The 18,432-nt window shown below is 72.2% G+C and carries 20 protein-coding genes, 1 pseudogene and 1 riboswitch; of the genes and pseudogenes, 10 read left to right on the top strand and 11 right to left on the bottom strand.

The window, feature by feature from the left end; all coding sequences use genetic code 11:
- The first annotated feature begins 109 nt into the window (after positions 1–109).
- Positions 110–928, top strand: coding sequence for a hypothetical protein (locus tag AB0G74_RS02805; protein WP_361139747.1), 819 nt, complete (start codon positions 110–112; stop codon positions 926–928).
- Positions 929–1,000: 72 nt separating this feature from the next.
- Here AB0G74_RS02805 and thiC read toward each other — a convergent pair whose 3' ends face one another.
- Together thiC and AB0G74_RS02795 are read right to left on the bottom strand one after the other, a co-directional pair.
- Positions 1,001–2,797: a phosphomethylpyrimidine synthase ThiC gene (gene thiC, locus AB0G74_RS02800; RefSeq protein ID WP_361139745.1), complete on the bottom strand. Its 1,797-nt coding sequence runs from the start codon at positions 2,795–2,797 to the stop codon at positions 1,001–1,003.
- Positions 2,791–2,968: riboswitch (TPP riboswitch) on the bottom strand. (Overlaps the previous gene by 7 nt.)
- Before the next feature lie 81 nt (positions 2,969–3,049).
- Positions 3,050–3,397, bottom strand: a complete 348-nt coding sequence (locus tag AB0G74_RS02795) for a hypothetical protein (RefSeq protein WP_361140001.1) — start codon at positions 3,395–3,397, stop codon at positions 3,050–3,052.
- 24 nt (positions 3,398–3,421) lie between these two features.
- Here AB0G74_RS02795 and AB0G74_RS02790 point away from each other — a divergent pair.
- A pseudogene (locus AB0G74_RS02790) lies at positions 3,422–4,801 on the top strand (YibE/F family protein); the annotation flags it as partial.
- A 187-nt stretch (positions 4,802–4,988) separates the two neighbouring features.
- Here AB0G74_RS02790 and AB0G74_RS02785 read toward each other — a convergent pair.
- The 4 genes from AB0G74_RS02785 to AB0G74_RS02770 all read right to left on the bottom strand — a co-directional run bounded on the left by AB0G74_RS02785 (position 4,989) and on the right by AB0G74_RS02770 (position 6,987).
- Positions 4,989–5,423, bottom strand: coding sequence for an SsgA family sporulation/cell division regulator (locus AB0G74_RS02785; RefSeq protein ID WP_361139743.1), 435 nt, complete (start codon positions 5,421–5,423; stop codon positions 4,989–4,991).
- A gap of 147 nt (positions 5,424–5,570) precedes the next feature.
- Complete coding sequence (locus tag AB0G74_RS02780; protein ID WP_361139740.1) at positions 5,571–5,816, bottom strand: hypothetical protein; 246 nt, start codon at positions 5,814–5,816, stop codon at positions 5,571–5,573.
- 385 nt (positions 5,817–6,201) lie between these two features.
- Positions 6,202–6,420, bottom strand: coding sequence for a DUF5326 family protein (locus AB0G74_RS02775; RefSeq protein ID WP_361139737.1), 219 nt, complete (start codon positions 6,418–6,420; stop codon positions 6,202–6,204).
- Between the two features lie 249 nt (positions 6,421–6,669).
- The gene (locus AB0G74_RS02770) at positions 6,670–6,987 is read right to left on the bottom strand and encodes a cupin domain-containing protein (RefSeq protein ID WP_361139734.1); all 318 of its coding nucleotides are present in this window, start codon (positions 6,985–6,987) and stop codon (positions 6,670–6,672) included.
- A 158-nt stretch (positions 6,988–7,145) separates the two neighbouring features.
- On the opposite strand from AB0G74_RS02770, the gene AB0G74_RS02765 reads away from it, so the two are divergent.
- From AB0G74_RS02765 to AB0G74_RS02740, 6 genes are all read left to right on the top strand, one after another.
- Positions 7,146–8,279 carry a cystathionine gamma-lyase gene (locus tag AB0G74_RS02765; RefSeq protein ID WP_361139731.1) on the top strand — a complete coding sequence of 378 codons (1,134 nt, stop codon included), beginning with the start codon at positions 7,146–7,148 and terminating at the stop codon, positions 8,277–8,279.
- Between the two features lie 320 nt (positions 8,280–8,599).
- Entirely contained in the window at positions 8,600–9,490 is an 891-nt protein-coding gene (locus AB0G74_RS02760; protein ID WP_361139728.1) for a LysR family transcriptional regulator, read from the top strand.
- Positions 9,491–9,560: 70 nt separating this feature from the next.
- A complete protein-coding gene (locus AB0G74_RS02755; RefSeq protein ID WP_361139725.1) occupies positions 9,561–10,049 on the top strand; it encodes an NUDIX hydrolase in 489 nt (162 codons plus the stop codon).
- Between the two features lie 191 nt (positions 10,050–10,240).
- The gene (locus tag AB0G74_RS02750; RefSeq protein WP_361139722.1) at positions 10,241–10,807 is read left to right on the top strand and encodes a DUF2269 domain-containing protein; all 567 of its coding nucleotides are present in this window, start codon (positions 10,241–10,243) and stop codon (positions 10,805–10,807) included.
- A 5-nt stretch (positions 10,808–10,812) separates the two neighbouring features.
- On the top strand, positions 10,813–11,673 hold the full coding sequence (locus tag AB0G74_RS02745; protein ID WP_361139719.1) for a GNAT family N-acetyltransferase: 861 nt from the start codon (positions 10,813–10,815) through the stop codon (positions 11,671–11,673).
- A gap of 181 nt (positions 11,674–11,854) precedes the next feature.
- Entirely contained in the window at positions 11,855–12,307 is a 453-nt protein-coding gene (locus AB0G74_RS02740; protein WP_361139716.1) for a MarR family transcriptional regulator, read from the top strand.
- A gap of 143 nt (positions 12,308–12,450) precedes the next feature.
- On the opposite strand, the gene AB0G74_RS02735 is transcribed toward AB0G74_RS02740, so the two are convergent.
- The gene (locus tag AB0G74_RS02735; protein ID WP_361139713.1) at positions 12,451–13,845 is read right to left on the bottom strand and encodes a serine hydrolase domain-containing protein; all 1,395 of its coding nucleotides are present in this window, start codon (positions 13,843–13,845) and stop codon (positions 12,451–12,453) included.
- A 159-nt stretch (positions 13,846–14,004) separates the two neighbouring features.
- On the opposite strand from AB0G74_RS02735, the gene AB0G74_RS02730 reads away from it, so the two are divergent.
- The gene (locus AB0G74_RS02730) at positions 14,005–14,499 is read left to right on the top strand and encodes a GNAT family N-acetyltransferase (RefSeq protein WP_361139711.1); all 495 of its coding nucleotides are present in this window, start codon (positions 14,005–14,007) and stop codon (positions 14,497–14,499) included.
- Between the two features lie 10 nt (positions 14,500–14,509).
- Entirely contained in the window at positions 14,510–15,169 is a 660-nt protein-coding gene (locus AB0G74_RS02725; protein ID WP_361139973.1) for a maleylpyruvate isomerase N-terminal domain-containing protein, read from the top strand.
- 15 nt (positions 15,170–15,184) lie between these two features.
- Here the strand turns inward: AB0G74_RS02725 and AB0G74_RS02720 are convergent, their stop codons facing one another.
- The 4 genes from AB0G74_RS02720 to AB0G74_RS02705 all read right to left on the bottom strand — a co-directional run bounded on the left by AB0G74_RS02720 (position 15,185) and on the right by AB0G74_RS02705 (position 18,373).
- On the bottom strand, positions 15,185–16,012 hold the full coding sequence (locus AB0G74_RS02720; RefSeq protein WP_361139708.1) for a MerR family transcriptional regulator: 828 nt from the start codon (positions 16,010–16,012) through the stop codon (positions 15,185–15,187).
- Between the two features lie 51 nt (positions 16,013–16,063).
- Positions 16,064–16,858 carry an ABC transporter permease gene (locus AB0G74_RS02715; RefSeq protein WP_361139705.1) on the bottom strand — a complete coding sequence of 265 codons (795 nt, stop codon included), beginning with the start codon at positions 16,856–16,858 and terminating at the stop codon, positions 16,064–16,066.
- On the bottom strand, positions 16,855–17,892 hold the full coding sequence (locus AB0G74_RS02710; RefSeq protein WP_361139703.1) for an ATP-binding cassette domain-containing protein: 1,038 nt from the start codon (positions 17,890–17,892) through the stop codon (positions 16,855–16,857). The genes AB0G74_RS02715 and AB0G74_RS02710 overlap by 4 nt, the downstream gene beginning before the upstream one ends.
- A 70-nt stretch (positions 17,893–17,962) precedes the next feature.
- Positions 17,963–18,373, bottom strand: coding sequence for a hypothetical protein (locus AB0G74_RS02705; protein ID WP_361139700.1), 411 nt, complete (start codon positions 18,371–18,373; stop codon positions 17,963–17,965).
- Positions 18,374–18,432: the final 59 nt, after the last annotated feature.

The raw sequence follows: 18,432 nt of genomic DNA, 5'->3' as shown, positions 1-18,432 counted from the left end.
CGCGGTAACGGCTCTACCATCGGGTTATCCGTCGCAGACTCTCCTCCGTCGACGACCGGTCCCCGTCCGTGCGCGGACGGCCCGGCCCGCGGAGTATCGGGGGACGCACATGAACAGCGCTCCGCATCTGCTGGGCGAGGACCGCGCCGACTACGAGCGGCTCCTCGACGAGGTACTGCGCGACGCCGGTGAACGGCCGGAACTCACGGCCGTCGGCGAACGGCTGAACGCCACTCAGCTACGGACCATGGCGCTCAGGGCCACTACCTTGATCACCGCGTCCGCGGCGCCGGAGTACGCGCACTACCTGAGGATCCGCGAGGAGGCGCGCTCCCCCGCGGATCCGGACGCCGCCCGGGAAGCCCCGCCCGATCCCCTCGCCGAGGCCGACGGGGGCGGTGCCGGTCTCGGCGCCGTACTCACCGTGCTGGCACCGGTCCTGGCCGGGACGGCGGCGCTGATCTTCCTGCTGGTGGGGTATCTGCTGAAGATGCTCGACCCGGCACCGTCCTTCGCCACCCCGCTGGTCACGGCGGGCTGGTTCTTCGCCGCCGTGACGGCCGCCGCGATCCTGGCGGCGGCGGTCGGGCTGCTGATCACCGCGGTCCGCAACAGCGCGACGCAGGTGGCCGCCGTCGAGCTGTCCGAGGATCTGCCGGACGAGGTGGCACGTGCCAAGGACGCCTGGCTGCATGCCGTACTGGAACGCGGGCTGCTCCCGTTCCTCCGGCTGGCGCTGGAGGAACCGGACGTCGACCCGCTCGCCGCGGCCCGGGCGCGGCCGGTGAGCCGGATCCCCAAGGTGGGGTACGACAGCCCGGACTTCTCCAGCCCCGGTGACGGAGCCACGGCCGGGCAGCGGCCGAGCTTCAGCAGCCCCGAGTTCACCAGTCCCGACTTCGGCGGTCCCGAACACCGGCCGGAGTGACCGGAGGGTGTCCCCCACGGCCCCGACCGGAGTGACCGGCGGGGCCAGGGGGACGTACGGGGCAGCCCCGGCTCAGTCCGCCATCGGCAGATAGACCCGGCTGCCGCTCGCCGCGAACTCCCGGGACTTCTGGAGCATCCCCTCGGCGATCTCCGTCTCGCTCGCCCCGTCCGCCGCCGCGTCCCCGCCGAACTGTTCGGAGATCGACCGGCTGATCTTCATCGAACAGAACTTGGGCCCGCACATGGAACAGAAGTGGGCCGTCTTCGCGGGCTCCGCGGGCAGCGTCTCGTCGTGGAACTCCCGGGCGGTGTCCGGGTCGAGGGCCAGATTGAACTGGTCCTCCCAGCGGAACTCGAACCGCGCGTCGGAAAGCGCGTCGTCCCATACCTGGGCGTCCGGATGCCCCTTCGCGAGGTCCGCCGCGTGCGCGGCGATCTTGTAGGTGATCACCCCGGTCTTGACGTCGTCCCGGTTGGGCAGGCCCAGGTGCTCCTTGGGCGTGACGTAGCAGAGCATCGCCGTGCCCCACCAGGCGATCATGGCCGCCCCGATGCCCGAGGTGATGTGGTCGTAGGCGGGCGCCACATCGGTGGTCAGCGGGCCGAGGGTGTAGAACGGCGCCTCCTCGCAGATCTCCTGCTGGAGGTCGATGTTCTCCTTGATCTTGTGCATCGGGACGTGCCCGGGGCCCTCGATCATCGTCTGGACGTTCATCCGCTTGGCGATCCGGTTCAGCTCACCGAGCGTCCGCAGTTCGGCGAACTGCGCCGCGTCGTTGGCGTCTGCGATCGAGCCCGGCCGCAGTCCGTCGCCGAGGGAGTACGTGACGTCGTACGCCGCGAGGATCTCGCACAGCTCCTCGAAGTTCTCGTACAGAAACGATTCCTTGTGGTGGGCCAGGCACCAGGCCGCCATGATCGAACCGCCGCGCGAGACGATGCCGGTCTTGCGGCGGGCGGTGAGGGGGACGTACGGCAGCAGCACCCCCGCGTGCACGGTCATGTAGTCGACGCCCTGCTCGGCCTGTTCGATCACCGTGTCCTTGTAGATCTCCCAGGTCAGCTCCTCGGCCCGGCCGTCGACCTTCTCCAGCGCCTGGTAGAGCGGCACCGTACCGATCGGGACGGGGGAGTTGCGGAGCACCCACTCGCGGGTGGTGTGGATGTTCCGGCCGGTGGAGAGGTCCATCACCGTGTCGGCGCCCCAGCGGGTCGCCCAGGTCATCTTCTCCACCTCCTCCTCGATCGAGGAGGTGACCGCGGAGTTGCCGATATTGGCGTTGACCTTCACCAGGAACCGCTTGCCGATGATCATCGGCTCGATCTCCGGATGGTTCACATTCGCCGGGAGCACCGCCCGGCCGGCCGCGATCTCCTCCCGGACGACCTCGGGGGCGACGTTCTCCCGGAGCGCCACGAACTCCATCTCGGGGGTGATCTCGCCCCGGCGGGCATAGGCGAGCTGGGAGACCGCCCGGCCGTCACGGCCCCGGCGCGGCTGGCGCGGCCGGCCGGGGAAGACGGCGTCGAGATTGCGCAGTCCACCGCGCGGGGACGTGTGCTTGATCCCGTCGTCCTCGGGGCGGACGGGACGGCCCTGGTACTCCTCGGTGTCGCCGCGGGCGACGATCCAGTTCTCCCGCAGCGGCGGCAGACCGCGGCGGACATCGGTCTCGACGGTGGGGTCGGTGTACGGGCCCGAGGTGTCGTACAGCGTCACGTCCCGGCCGTTGGTGAGGTGCACCTGACGGACCGGCACCCGGAGGTCCGGGCGCGAGCCCGTGACGTACCCCTTGTGCCAGCCCGGCGTGCGGTCGCCGTCGACGGCGGGTTCGACGGCAGGCGTGCGTGCATCCTGAACGGTCATGAAGACCTACTCCCTACGCCGGCATTACCCGGTAACAGGTTCGGCGGTCGACGCAGCGGATCCCATGGACGACATCCCGGTCGTACACCTGGTTCGTGTACCACCCGATGACGCGTCGACGGAGGTCAGCGCCCTCTCAGCCCGGTGCTCCGAGCTCCCGCGTGTGCAAAGGTGACACCAACGCTAGCGCCAATTCTGGCGTGCTGAACAGGGGCCCCCGGCCGTTCTTGCGATGATCGGTCGGTGACGTCATCAGCGCCCGGCCCCGGACAGGGCCCCGATTCCCGGTACGCGTACGGCTCCGCGGACGGCGGTGACCAGGGGTACGTTCCCGGCCACGGCCCCGCGCCGCCCCATGCCCCGGGCCATTCGGCGCCGCCGCCCCCGGTGCCCCGACCGGCCGCCGCGCACCCGGGACAGCCGGTCGCGCAGCCGTTCGGACAACCGGCCGAGCCGGAGCGGGAGTGGGAACGGAGGCAGGGACAGGGGCACGGGCAGGATCATGGCCACGGTGGTCACGGTCCCGGCGGTCCCGGCCACGACGGTCACGGTCCCGGCCATGACCACGGCGGAACCGGGCCCTCCCACGGCCCTCCGCACGGGCACTCCCCCGGGCATTCGCATGGCCATTCGCACGGGCACTCCCACTCGCACGGTCCCGCCGCGCCCGTTTCGCGGCATCTGCGCCGAGTGATCGCCGCCGTACTGATCCCCTTCGCCGCCGCCGTCGTCGTGGGCCTGGCGGTCCTCTGGCCCGGCTCGGCCCCCGGGCACGAGCGGACCGGGGTCGGCTTCGACCGGCAGACCGAGTCGGCGACCGTGACCCGGCTGGAGCCGATCGACTGCAAGTCGGTCAACGCCGCCCAGGTACCGGTGACCGGCGACGGCATGGCCCCGGCCCAGAACGGCGGTACGGGCGCCGCGGCCGGGAACAGCAAGTGCAAGAAGGCGACGATCGAGATCACCAGCGGTCCGCACAAGGGGCGTTCCTTCGGGGAGATCGTCCAGCCGGAGGCGCCGCGGAAGCTGAAGCCGGGGCTCGGTGTCGTGGTGGCGTACGCCCCCGACGCGCCCCGGGACCTCCAGTACTCGGTGATCGATGTGAACCGCCGGCTGCCGCTCGCCGTCCTGGCCGGGATCTTCGCCCTGGCGGTGGTGCTGGTGGGGCGGATGCGTGGGGTGATGGCGCTGGTGGCGCTGGTCATCTCCTTCGCCGTACTGAACTTCTTTATCCTCCCGGCGATTCTGGACGGCTCGAACCCGCTGGTCGTGGCGGTGGTCGGGGCGAGCGCCATCATGCTGATCGCGCTCTACACCTGTCATGGCATCACCGCCAGAACCTCGGTCGCCGTCCTGGGCACGCTGATCTCGCTGCTGCTGATCGGGCTACTGGGCTCGATCTTCATCGGCTGGGCCACGCTCTCGGGCAATACCGACGACAACACCGGACTGATCCACGGGCTCTATCCCGGGATCGACATGAGCGGACTGCTGCTGGCCGGGGTGATCATCGGCTCCCTCGGGGTGCTCGACGACGTCACGGTGACCCAGACGTCGGCGGTGTGGGAGCTGCGCCAGGCCGATCCGGGGATGGGGCCGAGGGCGCTGTACCGGGCCGCGATCCGGATCGGCCGGGACCACATCGCCTCGGTGGTCAATACGCTCGTCCTGGCCTACGCGGGTGCGGCGCTGCCGCTGCTGCTGCTCTTCAGCATCGCGCAGAGCGGGATGGGTGCGGTCGCCAACAGCGAGCTGGTGGCAGAGGAGATCGTCCGTACGCTCGTCGGCTCGATCGGTCTGGTGGCGTCGGTACCGGTGACGACGGCGCTGGCGGCGCTGGTGGTCTCGGCGGACCGGCCGGATCCGGGTACGGCCGGGACGGCGAACGCTGCCGGGACGGCTGGTGCGGCGGCCGGTGGGACGACCGGGGCCGGTGGGGCGGTCGGTGGCGGTCTCGTCGGCGGCCGGGGCAGCCGCGCGAAGGGCCGCCGCCGCAAGAAGTAGCCCGGCCGGGCCGGGGGGCGTACGGCTCCGTTACGCGCCCCCGGCCCCGTCGGGTCCCCGGCTACGGCTGTTCGTCACGGCCCCGGTGGTCCGGCTCCGGCGGGCCCGGTGGTCCCGGCTCCGGCGGGCCTCCGGGGCCGTACCCCTTCCGCCTCGCCCTCGCCGCCCGGCCGCCCCCGGCCCTTCGCTAGCCCGCGTTCTCCTCGGCGAGGATGCTGAGCAGCACCTGGTCCAGTTCGGCGGCGAAGTCGCCGTGCGCCTGTTCCTGGCCGAGCGGAACGATCCGGTCCGTACGGTCGAGGAAGGCCACGATGGGCGCGGCACTCACCTGGAACAGCGCCTCCTCGTCGCCGACCCTGAGCCGGATCGCGATATCGGCCAGCTCACCGGGGCCGACCGGGGCGATGTGCACATCACCGTCACCGCTCGCCCCGACGATCCCGTCGAGCAGCAGATCCCGGCCGAAGGCCCAGCTCACCGGCGCGTCTCCGGGCAGATGGAAGGTCATTCGCACGGCATAGGGATCCGCGGGTACGTACCGAAGCTCCACCGGAATCCGGAACGACAGCTCCTCGGAGACGAGGAAGCTCATCAGTACCTCGGCCTGGACCGACTCGTGCATCGTGTACCCCGCAGTGACGGAAGCCCGGATAGGGCCTGTTGGCGGCCTTCTTGGTGAAGCCCGGCGATACGGAACAGGAAGGATTCCCCTGATCCACTCCTCGTAATCGCGCGCTATGTCACCGAACGGTCACAAGGAGTGAGTTCTTCAGCTGCTGATGGAGATATCGAGGACACCGGGCGCTCCGCCCGCCCTCGACCGGAACCGGAACGGCTCGATCGCCGGAGGTAATCGTTCCTTCTGGCGGAGCGGAGGGTATGCCGACATCGGCACCGGCAGCGCCGCCGCGGTCGCCGTGACGGGCGCGAGCCGGGCGACGGCCCGTCGCGCCGAGCCGATCAGGGTGGGGGAGCCGGTGGGCGTACCGGTACCGCCGTCGTTCGTCGTGGCCACGGATCACCCCCAGGCAAGGTGGCGGGGCGGCACCCGTTCCGCGGGGCCGTCCCCGTGCGATCACCCGCCGCGGCGTCCCGGATCCCCCGGCCCCGTCCGGCCTCCCCGGCCCGGAAGCCGCACCCCGACGTGCCCCGATGCCCCCGACGTCTCCCCGGCGGCTCCGGGCCGTCTCCCGGGCGGGATCCGGACGAGTTCCGACGGTGGCGCCGAGCGGCCCCAAGGGGGGCGCTCATAAGCGTGCGAAAGGGCGCACTAGGGGTGGTGAATCCGCTTATCCAGCGGCGGACTGCCACTGTAATGGCCATTCAACCGTCTGTGACCGGGTGGGACCCCGGGTTCCCCCGGCCGGGTTAACGCCCCGGCCCTACTCGATCACAGACCGTTACCAGTCACTGCGGGAGTTCGACGACCCCTTGAACTTTCGAACCACGAACGCCAGCGCGCAGACGAGGGCGACCAGTGCCAGCACCTTGAACAGCAGACCGATCAGGACCCCGACGACATTGGCGATCAACCCGCCGAAGACCAGCAGCACCAGTACCGGTGCGACGATCCACTTCACCCACCACGGCAGCCTGTTGGCGATCTTCCCTATGGCCATCGGTACTACCTCGTCTCTCCCTCGGCGCACTCTGCGTCTGCTGCGTCTGCTGCGTTTTCTGGGGATTCGCCGCGCGCTCCGGGACGGCTACCCGGCTTCCCGCCCCCGATGCTAAGCGGGCGGGCCGCGCGGCGGGGGCCTTCGGGCCCTCGATCTCCCCTGACCGCCCCCCTAGGGCCTCCCGGCCCCGGTCTCGGCTTCAGGGTGGAGGCCCCTGGCCGGGGGCTCCACCCGGGAGCCGGGGCGGGGTCAGCCCTCGGGGGGCGAGAAGACCACCATGACCCGCAGATCCTCGGTGATGTGGTGGAACTTGTGCGGCACCCCCGCCGGTACGTAGACGACACTGCCCCGGCCCACCGGGGTCGTCTCGGTGCCGACGGTGATCGCGGCCCGGCCGCTGACCACGAAGTACACCTCGTCCTGGTTGTGCGGCTGCTGGGGATCGAGCGCCCCGGCGTCGAGGGCGTACAGACCGACCGACATATTCCGCTCCCGCAGGAACTGGAGGTACGCGCCGTCGTTGGCGGCGCGCTCCGCCTCCAGTTCGTCCAGCCGGAATGCCTTCATCGTGTGCCGCCCCTGCCCGTCGTCCCGATCACGCCTGTCCCGGTCACGCCTGTCCCGATCACAGCTGTTCCGATCATGTCTGTCACGATCAGACACAGGAAGATTTTCCCAGTCAAGGGGCCCGGTCGGGGCCGGTGGACGTGAGGAGGGCCGGAGCCGTGAACGCGGACATCGGAGACGGCACGAGGGCGGTACGAGCGGGGCTGCCCGAGCCGGTGAAGTACGAACCGACCCTGCCGGGACCGGCTTTCGCCGCCCATTTCCATCTGCCGGGCGAGCCCACGGGGCCGTACACCTACGGACGGGACTCCAACCCCTCCTGGACCCTGCTGGAACGGGCCATCGGCGAGCTGGAGGCGCCCGGCGAGGACGTCGACACCACGGTCTTCGCCTCGGGCATGGCGGCGGTCTCGGCCGTACTGTTCTCCCGGCTGCGCGCCGGTGACGCGGTGGTCCTGCCCAGTGACGGCTATCAGGCGCTGCCGCTGGTCCGCGACCAGCTGGAGGCGTACGGCATCGAGGTGCGCACCGCGCCGACGGCGGGCGACGCCCAGCTCTCCGTACTGGAGGGGGCGAAGCTGCTCTGGATCGAATGCCCCTCCAACCCCGGGCTCGACGTCTGCGACATCCGGCGGCTGGTGAGGATCGCCCACGCCCGGGGCGCCCTGGTCGCCGTCGACAACACCCTGTCGACCCCGCTCGCCCAACGGCCGCTGGCCCTGGGGGCCGACTACTCGGTGGCCAGTGACACCAAGGGCATGACCGGCCACGGCGATCTGCTGCTGGGCCATGTGACCTGCCGGGACAGCGCCCTCACGGCGGACGTTCGGCGCTGGCGGAAGATCGTCGGCGCGATTCCGGGGCCGATGGAGAGCTGGCTGGCCCATCGGTCGCTGGCCACGCTCCAGCTGCGGATCGACCGGCAGTGCGCCAACGCGCTGGCCCTGGCCCGGGTGCTCGCCGAACGGACCGATGTGACGGGCCTGCGCTATCCCGGACTGCCGACGGATCCGGCGTACCCGCTGGCGAGTCGGCAGATGCGGCGGTTCGGCGGGGTGGTCTCGTTCGTGCTGCCCGACCGGGAGTACGCCGAGCGCTTCCTCGACGCGCTCCGGCTGGTGGACGACGCGACCAGCTTCGGCGGCGTCCGGTCGTCGGCGGAACGGCGCGGGCGCTGGGGCGGGGACGCGGTCCCGGCGGGCTTCATCCGGCTCTCGGCGGGCGTCGAGGACACCGAGGACTTGGTGGCGGACGTCCTGCGGTCCCTCGACGAGGCGGCGGCACACGACTGAGCCGACGGCGTACGGCCCCACGGGCTCGGGCTGGGGCTCGGGCCATCTCCCTCCCGTACGGCCCGGCCATGAACCGGCCACGGACCGGCCGGGCCCGCGGCGTGCCCGGCATCCGGCCGACAGCGGACCGGTTCCGGTCCGATCCGACGGCCCGAGCCTCCCCCCTCGTGGCTCGGGCCGTCCCGGTTCTTCCCCCGAGAACCGCGCCCACAAGGCTAGTTGACTCTGCGTCAGTGTCCAATCACAGTAGCGACAGCAACCTATCGACTTATTTATAGTTGTCCGATCCGCGGACACCGATCGGTCGGAGAGGCGCTCGCATGGACCTGGCCCTGCTGCGGACGTTCGTCACGGTGCACCGGGCCGGCTCCTTCACCAGGGCCGCGGCCCTGCTGGGGCTCTCCCAGCCCGCGGTGACCGGTCAGATACGGACCCTGGAACGGCAACTGGGCAAGCCCCTCTTCCTCCGGCAGGCCCGGGGCGTCACCCCGACCAGCGTCGGCGACGAACTCGCCCACCGGGCCGCCCCGCATCTGGACGCCCTGGTGGAGATCGCCGAGACCGGTCTCGACGAGGAGGCGGGCGTACGGACCCTGCACCTGGTGGGGCCGCCCGAGTTCATCTCCCTGCGGGCCCTGCCCGCCCTCACCCCGCTGCTCTCCCAGGGGCTGGCGCTGCGGGCCGCGTTCGGCAAGGCCGAGGAATCCCTGGACGGACTGGGCGCAGGACACCACGATCTGGCCATCACCACGGCCCGGCCGCGCGGCGGCCTCTTCACCGCGACTCCCCTCTGCGACGAGGAGCACGTCCTGGTCGCCTCGCCCCGCTGGGCCGCCCGGCTGGGACCCGACGTCCTGCGCGGCGGCCGGGTCCGGCTGGAGCAGCTGCCGGTGGTCGAGGTTCATGAGTCGCTGCCGCTGGTCTCCCGCTACTGGTCCAGCGTCTTCGAATCCCCGCCCGCCGCCGCGGGTACCGTCATCGCGCCCGATCTGCGGGCCGTACTGGAGACCGCCGCCGCGGGCGCCGGGCTCGCCGTACTGCCGCGCTACCTCTGCGAGGAAGCGCTGGAACGGGGGCGGCTGGTGCCCCTGCTGGATCCGCCGGTGCCCCCGCTGCGCACCTACTTCCTGGTGGTCCGGGCCGGGACCCTGGCACTGCCGCATATCGCCCGCGCCCATGAATGGCTGATCCGGGCCGCCGCCGACTGGTGAACCCCGGCTCCGGACGGCCGCTCCCGGGCCGGGGAGTTTCAGAGTCCACCGGACGGGCCATGGTCCAGACATGACCGAACGTCCCGTGGTCAAGCGCACCGCCCGCGCCGTCCTGCTCGACGGCGACGATCTGATCCTGATCAAGCGCACCCGGCCCGGAGTGGATCCGTACTGGCTGACGCCCGGCGGCGGGGTCGAGCCCGGGGACGCCAGCGTCGTCGACGCGCTCCACCGCGAGGTGGACGAGGAACTGGGCGCCGAGATCACCGATGTGGTGCCCTGCTTCGTCGACACCGTGGAGCACATCGGGGGCGACGGAACCGCCGGGGTGACCGGGGTGAAGGTCCAGCACTTCTTCGTCTGCCGGCTGGTGGCCATGGATCCGGCCCAGCGGCACGGCCCGGAGATGGACGAACCCCGGGGGGAGTACGAGATCGTCCGGGTGCCGTTCAGCCGGATGGGCATCGCCGGGGTCCATCTGGTCCCCCTCTCCCTGCGGCACTACCTCGACGGCAATATCGAAGGCGTCCGCGCGCTGCACGCCCCGGACCTGGGCTGACACTCCCCGGGACCTGAGCCCGCACTCCCCGAGCCCGAGCCGACACCCCCGGACCCGAGCCGACGCCTCCGGACCTGGGCTGACACTCCCCCGCGCCGACCGGCCCCGGGCTCGGCTACACCCCCGCGCGTAGGGCGGGTTACTCCCGCCGTGGGACGCCCGGCGGTGGCCCGCCCGGCACGGTGTTTCACGTGAAACCACTCAGCCGACGGGTCCGCCGGACCTTCCTCGTCATCCATATCGCCAGCGCCGCGGCCTGGCTCGGGCTCACCCTCGGGCTGCTCGCCCTGGCGGTCACCGCCGTAACCGCGGATCCGGTCCCGGCCGGGCCCACCGCCCCCGGAGAGCCGATCGAGGCGGCGGTCAGATCGATGCGGGTCTTCACCGAGTGGCTGGTCCTCCCGCTCGGCCTGCTGACCCTGGGCAGCGGGCTGGTCCTGGCGCTGGGGACGCCGTGGGGGCTGGCCCGCCACCGCTGGGTGCTCACCAAGTTTCTGCTGACCCTCGCCACGGTCACCGCCACCGCCTTCGCCCTGCGGCCCGGGATCGCCGAGGCGGCGGATACCGTCGCCGCCGGAGCCGTACCACCGGCCGGTGAGCTGCTGGGCGGGCCGGTCGTCTCCTTCTGCGCCTATCTGCTGATGACGGTCGTCTCCGTAGTGAAGCCCTGGGGACCGACCCGGCGGGGCCGTCGGTTGCGGGCCGAGATCAGTTCCCGGAAAGCACTGGACGCGCGATCATCACGGCGTACAGTCTGACCTCTATGTCGACAGCCCTCCCCGAACCGCCCATCCGCCGACTCACCCGGGACGATCTGCGGCACTGCGCCGACCTCGCCCAGAACCGGGGCTGGGCCCGGGCCGAAGGCACCTGGGGACTGTTGCTGGCCGCGGGGACGGGGTTCGGGATCGACGCCCCGGAGGGGGAGGGCCTGGCCGCCTGCTGTGTGCTCATGCCCTACGACTCCGGTCTCGCCGCCGTCGGAAAACTGCTGGTCGCCGGGGAGTACGCCCGCCGGGGCCTGGGCCGACGGGTGATGGCACAGATCATGGCGGCGGCGGGGGAGACCCCGCTGGTGCTGTACGCCACCCCTCAGGGCCGGCCGATCTACCAGGAGCTGGGCTTTGTGGAGACCGGTCGTACCGAACGGCTCCGGGGCACGCTCGACGGTACGGCCGATGCCTCGGTGACCGGGGTGCTGACCCGGCGGGCCACCGCCGAGGACATTCCGGCGATCGTCCGGCTGGACGCCGCCGTTTTCGGCGTCGACCGGACCCATCTGATCACCCGGCTGCCCGCGACGGCCGACCGGCTCTGGGTGGCCGAGGAGGGTGGCGAGATCATCGGCTGCGCGGCGGGCTGGACCTCCTCGGACGCCTATGGCATCGGCCCACTGACCGCCCGGGACACCGCTACCGCCAAGGCGCTGCTGGTCACGATCGCCCGGAGCGTCGAAGGTCCCGTACTGCTCAGTGTCCACGGCGAGCAGAAGGGCCTGCTGGACTGGGCCGTCGAGCACGGGTTGACGCCCGTCTCCGGCACCTCGGAGATGGTCTACGGCATCGGCGAGCTGCCCGGTGACCGCCGACGCGCCTTCGCCCCGCTCTCCCTCGCCACCGGCTGACACTCCGGCACACCGTTCGGCGTTCGGCGCCGGGCTACGGCTCCGGGCCCGGCCGTTCCCTTGGCGGCGCCGCCCGAAAAACAGTTGCAGGCGCGGATTATTGCGACTGACGGCTGTCGATTACGCTGGATATCCGTCGCTCCGGCGCTCAGGGTTCGGACGCGATCCGCAGGAGGAAGCCATGACCGCGACCGATCCCGCTCTCACCGGCCTCGCCCAGAGTTGGTGCGCCCTCTCCCTGCTGCACGGAAAGATCGAGACCCGGGTGGAGCGGGCCCTCCAGAGCGGCCACGGACTGAGCGTCCGCGAGTACTCCCTGCTGGATGTCCTCAGCCGACAGCACAGCGGACCCGGCGGCCATCTCCAGATGAAGCAGGTCGCCGATGCCGTGGTCCTCAGCCAGAGCGCGACGACCCGGCTGGTGACCCGGCTGGAGGACCGGGGGCTGCTGACCCGCTATCTCTGCGACACCGACCGCCGGGGGATCTACACCGATGTGACGGAGGACGGGCAGTCCCTGCTCGCGGAGGCCCGCCCCACCCATGACGCCGCCCTGCGGGAGGCGTTCGACGAGGCGGCCGAGAACCCCGTCCTCGCGCCACTGGTCCGCACCGTCGAACAACTGAACAACTGAGCGATCGAACGGCTGAACTGTCGAGGAGTGGTACGGCTCTGGCCCGGCCCGCCCGTGGCCCGGGTGGGTCGCCGTTTCACGTGAAACAACGACCCACCCGTGGTGCGAGCGACCCTCCGCCCTCGGCTACGGTCCGGGCGAGATCAGGGTGTCCCCCGCCAGCCGCCGGGGTCGACCCCGCCCGGGACGCCCGCATCGGGCTCGTAGGGCTCCCGGGTGAAGACGAAGGACCCGAGGTCGAGATGGCGAACCGAGCCGTCCTCCCGGCGGACCACCCGAAGCGTCTCCCCCGCGTAATAGCCGTTCAGACCGGTCCAGCCACCGTCCGCCTCGGCCCGGAAACGCGCGCCCCGGCCCGGCCCCTCGAACGGTTCGAGCGACAGCCCGCGATCGGGGAGCAGCCGCAGGACATGCGCCCGGGGGCCCCAGTACCAGGTCCCGGTGAGCGCCAGCAGCTCCGGATCCACCTCGGTCAGCGGTCGCCAGGCCGGCGGGATCCCCGGCTCGGCCTCGGCCACGGTCCCCAGCAGTTGGGCAGCGACCAGCCAGGGCTGCGGCCCGGCGGTGGCATTGGCCACCGTCGCCGCCGCCAGCCCGTCCGCCGGGCTCACCCAGAGGGCGGCGAGATAGCCCGGCAGTGATCCGGCATGGCCGACCAGGGTGCGGCCCCCGCCGTTCACCAGCTGGACGCCGAGGCCGTAGCCGCTCTCCCACTCCCCGGCCTCCGGCGGTGCCGCCGGGGTCGCCATCTCCCGTACGGTCGCCGCGCTCAGTACCCGGTCGTCGCCGGTGGCGAGGAACGCGCCGAACCGGCAGAGATCGGCGGCGGTCGACCACAGCTGCCCGGCCGGGGCCATCAGCCCCAGATCCTCGACGGGTTCGGGGAGCAGCGCGTCGGCATGGGGATGGACCGCCCAGCCCTCCGCGTACGGCGCCATCGGGCCCACACTCGTCCGGTCGAGCCCCAGCGGTTCGAGGATCTCGGTCTTCAGCGCGTCCGCCCAGCTCCGGCCGCGTACCGCCGCGACCAGGGCGCCGAGCACCGTATAGCCGGGGTTGGAGTAGTGGAAGCGGCGGCCGACGGGATGGCGGAACGGATCGTCGCCGAGTACCTCCGCCAGGCTCGGCCGGAGTGTGGCGGGGGTCCGTTCCCACCAGGGGCCGGGGGTCTCGGCCGCCAGTCCGGCCGTATGGGCGAGCAGTTGACCGACTGTCGCCTCGCCCAGCCCCGGATCGGGCAGATACCTCGCCACCGGGTCACCGAGGTCGAGCAGTCCTTCGTCGCGCAGCCGCAGTACCAGAACGGCGGTGAAGGTCTTGGTGATCGAGCCGATGCGGTACTGGGTGTCGGCGGCCGGGCCGCCGTCGGGCCCGGCGGGCCGGGCGGCGCTCCAGACGACGTTCCCGTCACGGGCCACGGCGGCGGAGAGCGAGGGCGCCCGGCCCTCGGACTGCGCCACGGCCACGGTACGCAGCAAGGACCTTTCGGTGGTCGGCAGCAGGGGTTCCGCCGGAGGGGTCGGAGATGAGGAGATCATGGCTACAAGGTCTACCTCAGACCGCCCGCCGCGCGGCACCGGGAAATCCCCGAGGCGCCCCCGAACCGCTCCCGCCACGCGCCGGACGGGATTCCTCCGCCACCGCCGGGTGCCGATTTCCTGATGCGCCCCCGACCTCGGCCGTGCTACGTCATAGACATGAGCGATCTCGTGACCGAGCGGCTGCTCCTGCACCCCTTGACGCCCGAGGAGGCGGAGCGGCTCGCCGAAGGGACCACGCCTTCCGGCGCGTTGTGGGCACCCGGCTATCCGATGGACGACGACCGGGCCGCGGCCCGCCGCTTCCTCACCGCGCATACCCGGGCGGCTCCCGGCTCCCCGCACCCCGGGGCGTTCGAGATACGGCTCAGGTCCGGCGGGCAGGCCATCGGCGGGGTCGACTTCCACGGACCCGCCGACGGGAACGGCGATGTCACCGTCGGCTACGGTCTGATCCCCTCGGTCCGGGGCCGCGGCTATGCCTCCGAGGCGCTGCGGGCCGTCCTCGCCCATGCCAGGTCCCTCGGAATCAGCCGGGTCAAGGGCGATGCCGACCATGCCAATGTCGCCTCCCAGAAGGTGATGGCGGCGGCCGGGATGCGGCTGGTGGGCGAGGACCACCGGGTGCGCTACTACGAGACCGTCTGGAGCTGACATGGGAACCGTGGACGGCTTCTCGCTCTCCTGGGCGGCGCTCCGCGCGGCGGTCGCCGAGCTGCGCGAGGAGGACTTCGCCCGCCCGTCGGGATGTACGGGGTGGCTCGTCCGCGATCTGGTCTGCCATCTGGTGATCGACGCCCAGGACGTACTGATCACCCTGGTGACCCCGGCGGACACCGGGCCGACCCGGGACGCGGCGACGTACTGGCAGGTCGGCCGGACCCCGCCGACCGGTGACGATCCGCTGGACGCGCTCACCGTCCGGCTGGCCGCCGCGTATGGCGATCCGGCGCTGCTGGCCTTCCATCTGGACGACGTGGGCGCGGCGGCGGGCCGCGCCGCCGAACTCGCCGACCCGGCGCTGCCGGTCGAGACCCAGGGCCAGGTCCTCACCGCGGGCGACTACCTCACCGCCTACGTCCTGGAGTGGACCCTGCACCATCTCGATCTGACCGCCGACCTCCCCGAAGCGGCGGGCCCCCCGGCCGAGGGGCTGGCCCGGGCCCGGGCGCTGCTGGAGCGGATCACGGGTACGCCGTTCCCGGCGGCGCTCTCCGACCGCGACGCCCTGCTGATCGGCACCGGCCGCCGCGCCCCGACCCCCGCCGAACGGTCGGCGCTGGGCGGCGCGCTGGTGGACCGGATCCCGTTCGTCCTCGGCTGAGCCGCCGTCACCGCCCTACGGTGAGCCCGGCCCCGCCCCCGTACCGTCCGACGACTCTTCGACGCGCGGCCGTACGGGCTCCACCCGCCGGAGCCGGGTCCAGCCGGACCAGCCGCGTTCATGGAGCAGTTCGACCAGTCTGCGGGCCGGGGGAGCGTCGGCGAAGGCCAGCGCGTCCATCAACTCGGCCACCGGCGGCTCGATATCGGCTTCCCCGACATACGCGTCGCCCCGTTCGTCGGCGGTCCGGGTGAGGTAGTCGGCCAGTTCGTCCGCCAGCTCCACCAGGCACGGATCGTCGTCGGCGCGGTCGAGGGCCCGGCCCAGGGTGAGATAGAAGCCGCGCACCCGGGGGTCGTCGAGCTGGTCCCGTTTCCGGGCCGCCAGCTCCGGGATCCGCTCCGGCGCCCGGGCGACCAGCGGAATCCAGCCGTCGCGCTCCACCCCGACGATCCGTTCGTCGACCCCGAGCGCCCGCAGCCGGTCGAGGAAGCCGACGACCTCGGGCGGCAGGGTCAGCCGGTCCCCGGCGGCGAGCCGGGCGATCCGCTCCCGGTGCCGCCGCCTGGCCCGGATCTCCGCCCGCAGACGCCGGTCGATATCGGCGATCGCCGCGGCGAACTCCGGCTCGTCGGCCGAGAGCAGCTCCCGTACCCGGGCCAGGGGCACCCCCGCCTCGGCCAGGGTCCGGATCCTGATCAGTTCGACCACGGCCCCGGCGCCGTACCTCCGGTAGCCGGAGTGGTCCCGTTCCGGCTCCGGCAGCAGCCCTTTGGCGTGGTAGTGCCGCACGGTGCGTACGGTCACCCCCGCGTACGACGCCAGCTCGCCGATGGTCAGCATGCGATCAGTCTCCCCTCACGGGCAGCGGCCACGGCGGGACGGGAGGCCGGTTCAGCGGGCGGCCCGGGTCCGGTAGAGGCGGCGGGACCAGAGATAGCCGATCCCGCCGATCACCGAGCACCAGAGCAGCGACAGCAGGACGTCCCGGCCGTCCGGGGATCCGGCCAGCAGCCCCCGGAAGGCGTCCATGACCGGGGTGAACGGCTGGTGTTCGGCGAAGGTCCGCAGTCCGGCGGGCATCGATTCCACCGGGACGAACCCGCTGCCCACGAACGGCAGCAGTACGAAGACCATCGGCAGATTGCTCGCCGTCTCCGGATCGGGGCTGGCCAGCCCCAGTGCCACGGTGAACCAGGTCAGCGCCAGGGAGAGCAGTACGAGCAGGGCCACCAGACCCAGCCACTGGGCGGCCGTGGCCGCGGTCCGCAGCCCGAGCAGAAAGGCCACCCCGACGACCACGGCCAGGGCGTGCGCGGTCTGGATCATCGCCCCGAGCACCTGACCGGTGAGTACCGAGCCCCTGGTGATGTCCATGGTGCGGAACCGGTCGATGATCCCGTCGGTCATGTCGTTGGCGACCAGGACGGCCGTACCGATGGAGACGCTGGCGACCGTCATCGTCAGGATCCCGGGGGTGATGTACGTCAGATAGTCGCCGCGGTCGCCCGCCGGGGCGCCCGGCAGTCCGGCGCCCATGGTGCCGCCGAAGACGTAGACGAAGAGCAGCAGGAAGAGCAGCGGCTGTCCGATCAGCATCACGGTCATCGACGGGTAGCGGACCATGTGCCGCAGATTGCGGCGGAGCATGGTCGCCGAGTCCCGTACGGCATGTCCGGCGGTGCTCATCCGGACACCTCCCCGGTGCTCGCGGTGTCCCCGGCGGACCGGTGCGCGGCTCCGGTGACCGCCCGGCCCGGTGTTCCGGCGGCGGTCCGGCCTGGCGTTCCGGCGGTCCGTACGGTGTCCCCGGTGAGGGCGAGGAAGACGTCGTCGAGGTCCGGGGTACGGACCGCGAGCCCGGTGACCGCGTCGTCGTCGAGGCCGTCCAGCAGCCGTCGCAGCTCGCCGACCCCGCCGTCGTACGGCAGTGTCACGGTGAGCGCCGCCGGATCGGTCACCGCCCCCGGCCGTCGGCGCGCCAGCTCCGCCGCCCGCCCGGCGTCGGCGGCGGTCAGCTCGACCCGGCCGCCCGGGACCAGCCCCTTCAGTTCGGCCGGGGTGCCCTCGGCGACCAGTACGCCGCCGTCGAGTACCCCGATCCGGTCGGCGAGCCGGTCGGCCTCCTCCAGATACTGCGTGGTCAGGAAGACGGTGCCGCCGTCCGCCACCAGTTCGCGTACGACGTCCCACAACTCGCGGCGGCTGCGCGGGTCGAGACCGGTCGTCGGCTCGTCGAGGAAGACCAGCCCCGGCCCCGGTACCAGGGTCATCGCCAGATCCAGCCGCCGTCGCATCCCGCCGGAGTAGGTTCCCGCGCGCCGGTCGGCGGCCCCGGTCAGCCCGAACCGCTCCAGCAGCCGGTCGGCCAGGGCCCGGGCGGGCGCCCGGCCGAGGCGGGCGAGATCGGCCATCAGCCGCAGATTCTCCCGCCCGGTCAGCACCCCGTCGACGGCGGAGAACTGGCCGGTCACCCCGATGGAGGCCCGGACCCGGTCTGCGTCGCGGCGGATGTCGTACCCGGCGATCCGGGCCTCACCGGCGCCCGGCGGCAGGAGGGTGGTCAGGATCCGTACCGTGGTGGTCTTGCCCGCGCCGTTGGAGCCGAGCAGGGCGTAGACGGTGCCCGCGGGGACGGTCAGATCGAGTCCGGCGAGCACCTCGTGGCCGCCGTACGCCTTGCGCAACCCGCTGACCTCGATCGCACTGGTTGTCGTCGTCATGGCGACCATGCTGGAAGGCTGCCCCTGCGTCAGGGTCAACCGCGCGCTCGGCCGCGCCGGACCCGCCGGGTCACTTCCGCTCGTTCGCCTCCTCCTCGGCACGGCGGTCCAGGTACCGGAGGGCCTGGGCGTGGGCGCTCAGGCGCAGGCCGACCTGGCCGCCGGTGAAGAGGACGGCACCGGCGACCGAGACCGGTACGGAGAGGCCGAGTACGGCCAGTGCCTCGGGCCAGTCGCGCTCGTCGGCGCAGAAGTCGCCCCGGCGGACTCCGTCGTTGGCCGTGCCCCGGTCGGTGGTGAGCCGCGATTCGCACTCGACCGGGTACTTGTCGCCGGGCTCCCGCTCGACGTCGTACGGCGTCAGCAGCAGGACGGCGCACCAGCCCCAGAGCAGCGCCGCCACGGCCAGCAGCCCGGTCCCCCAGGTACGTATCCGGACGGCCTTGTCCCGGAACTCCTGGTCGTAGTCGTGTGATCGCATGGTGGATGAATCTAGCGCGCGGGTACGGGGTGGCTCCCCCGGGTTTCCGGGGGAGCCAC

The sequence above is a fragment of the Streptomyces sp. NPDC020875 genome (assembly GCF_040641415.1).
Classification (GTDB): Bacteria; Actinomycetota; Actinomycetes; order Streptomycetales; family Streptomycetaceae; genus Streptomyces.
This window is presented reverse-complemented; position numbering and strand designations above follow the sequence as displayed.

Coding starts and splice junctions, on each gene's coding strand:
- AB0G74_RS02805 (WP_361139747.1), top strand. CDS start 110: ATGAACAGCGCTCCGCATCTGCTGGGCGAGGACCGCGCCGACTACGAG.
- AB0G74_RS02755 (WP_361139725.1), top strand. CDS start 9,561: ATGACCGAACGTCCCGTGGTCAAGCGCACCGCCCGCGCCGTCCTGCTC.
- AB0G74_RS02775 (WP_361139737.1), bottom strand. CDS start 6,420: ATGGCCATAGGGAAGATCGCCAACAGGCTGCCGTGGTGGGTGAAGTGG.
- AB0G74_RS02715 (WP_361139705.1), bottom strand. CDS start 16,858: ATGAGCACCGCCGGACATGCCGTACGGGACTCGGCGACCATGCTCCGC.
- AB0G74_RS02720 (WP_361139708.1), bottom strand. CDS start 16,012: ATGCTGACCATCGGCGAGCTGGCGTCGTACGCGGGGGTGACCGTACGC.
- AB0G74_RS02730 (WP_361139711.1), top strand. CDS start 14,005: ATGAGCGATCTCGTGACCGAGCGGCTGCTCCTGCACCCCTTGACGCCC.
- AB0G74_RS02785 (WP_361139743.1), bottom strand. CDS start 5,423: ATGCACGAGTCGGTCCAGGCCGAGGTACTGATGAGCTTCCTCGTCTCC.
- AB0G74_RS02740 (WP_361139716.1), top strand. CDS start 11,855: ATGACCGCGACCGATCCCGCTCTCACCGGCCTCGCCCAGAGTTGGTGC.
- AB0G74_RS02760 (WP_361139728.1), top strand. CDS start 8,600: ATGGACCTGGCCCTGCTGCGGACGTTCGTCACGGTGCACCGGGCCGGC.
- thiC (WP_361139745.1), bottom strand. CDS start 2,797: ATGACCGTTCAGGATGCACGCACGCCTGCCGTCGAACCCGCCGTCGAC.
- AB0G74_RS02745 (WP_361139719.1), top strand. CDS start 10,813: ATGTCGACAGCCCTCCCCGAACCGCCCATCCGCCGACTCACCCGGGAC.
- AB0G74_RS02710 (WP_361139703.1), bottom strand. CDS start 17,892: ATGACGACGACAACCAGTGCGATCGAGGTCAGCGGGTTGCGCAAGGCG.
- AB0G74_RS02770 (WP_361139734.1), bottom strand. CDS start 6,987: ATGAAGGCATTCCGGCTGGACGAACTGGAGGCGGAGCGCGCCGCCAAC.
- AB0G74_RS02705 (WP_361139700.1), bottom strand. CDS start 18,373: ATGCGATCACACGACTACGACCAGGAGTTCCGGGACAAGGCCGTCCGG.
- AB0G74_RS02735 (WP_361139713.1), bottom strand. CDS start 13,845: ATGATCTCCTCATCTCCGACCCCTCCGGCGGAACCCCTGCTGCCGACC.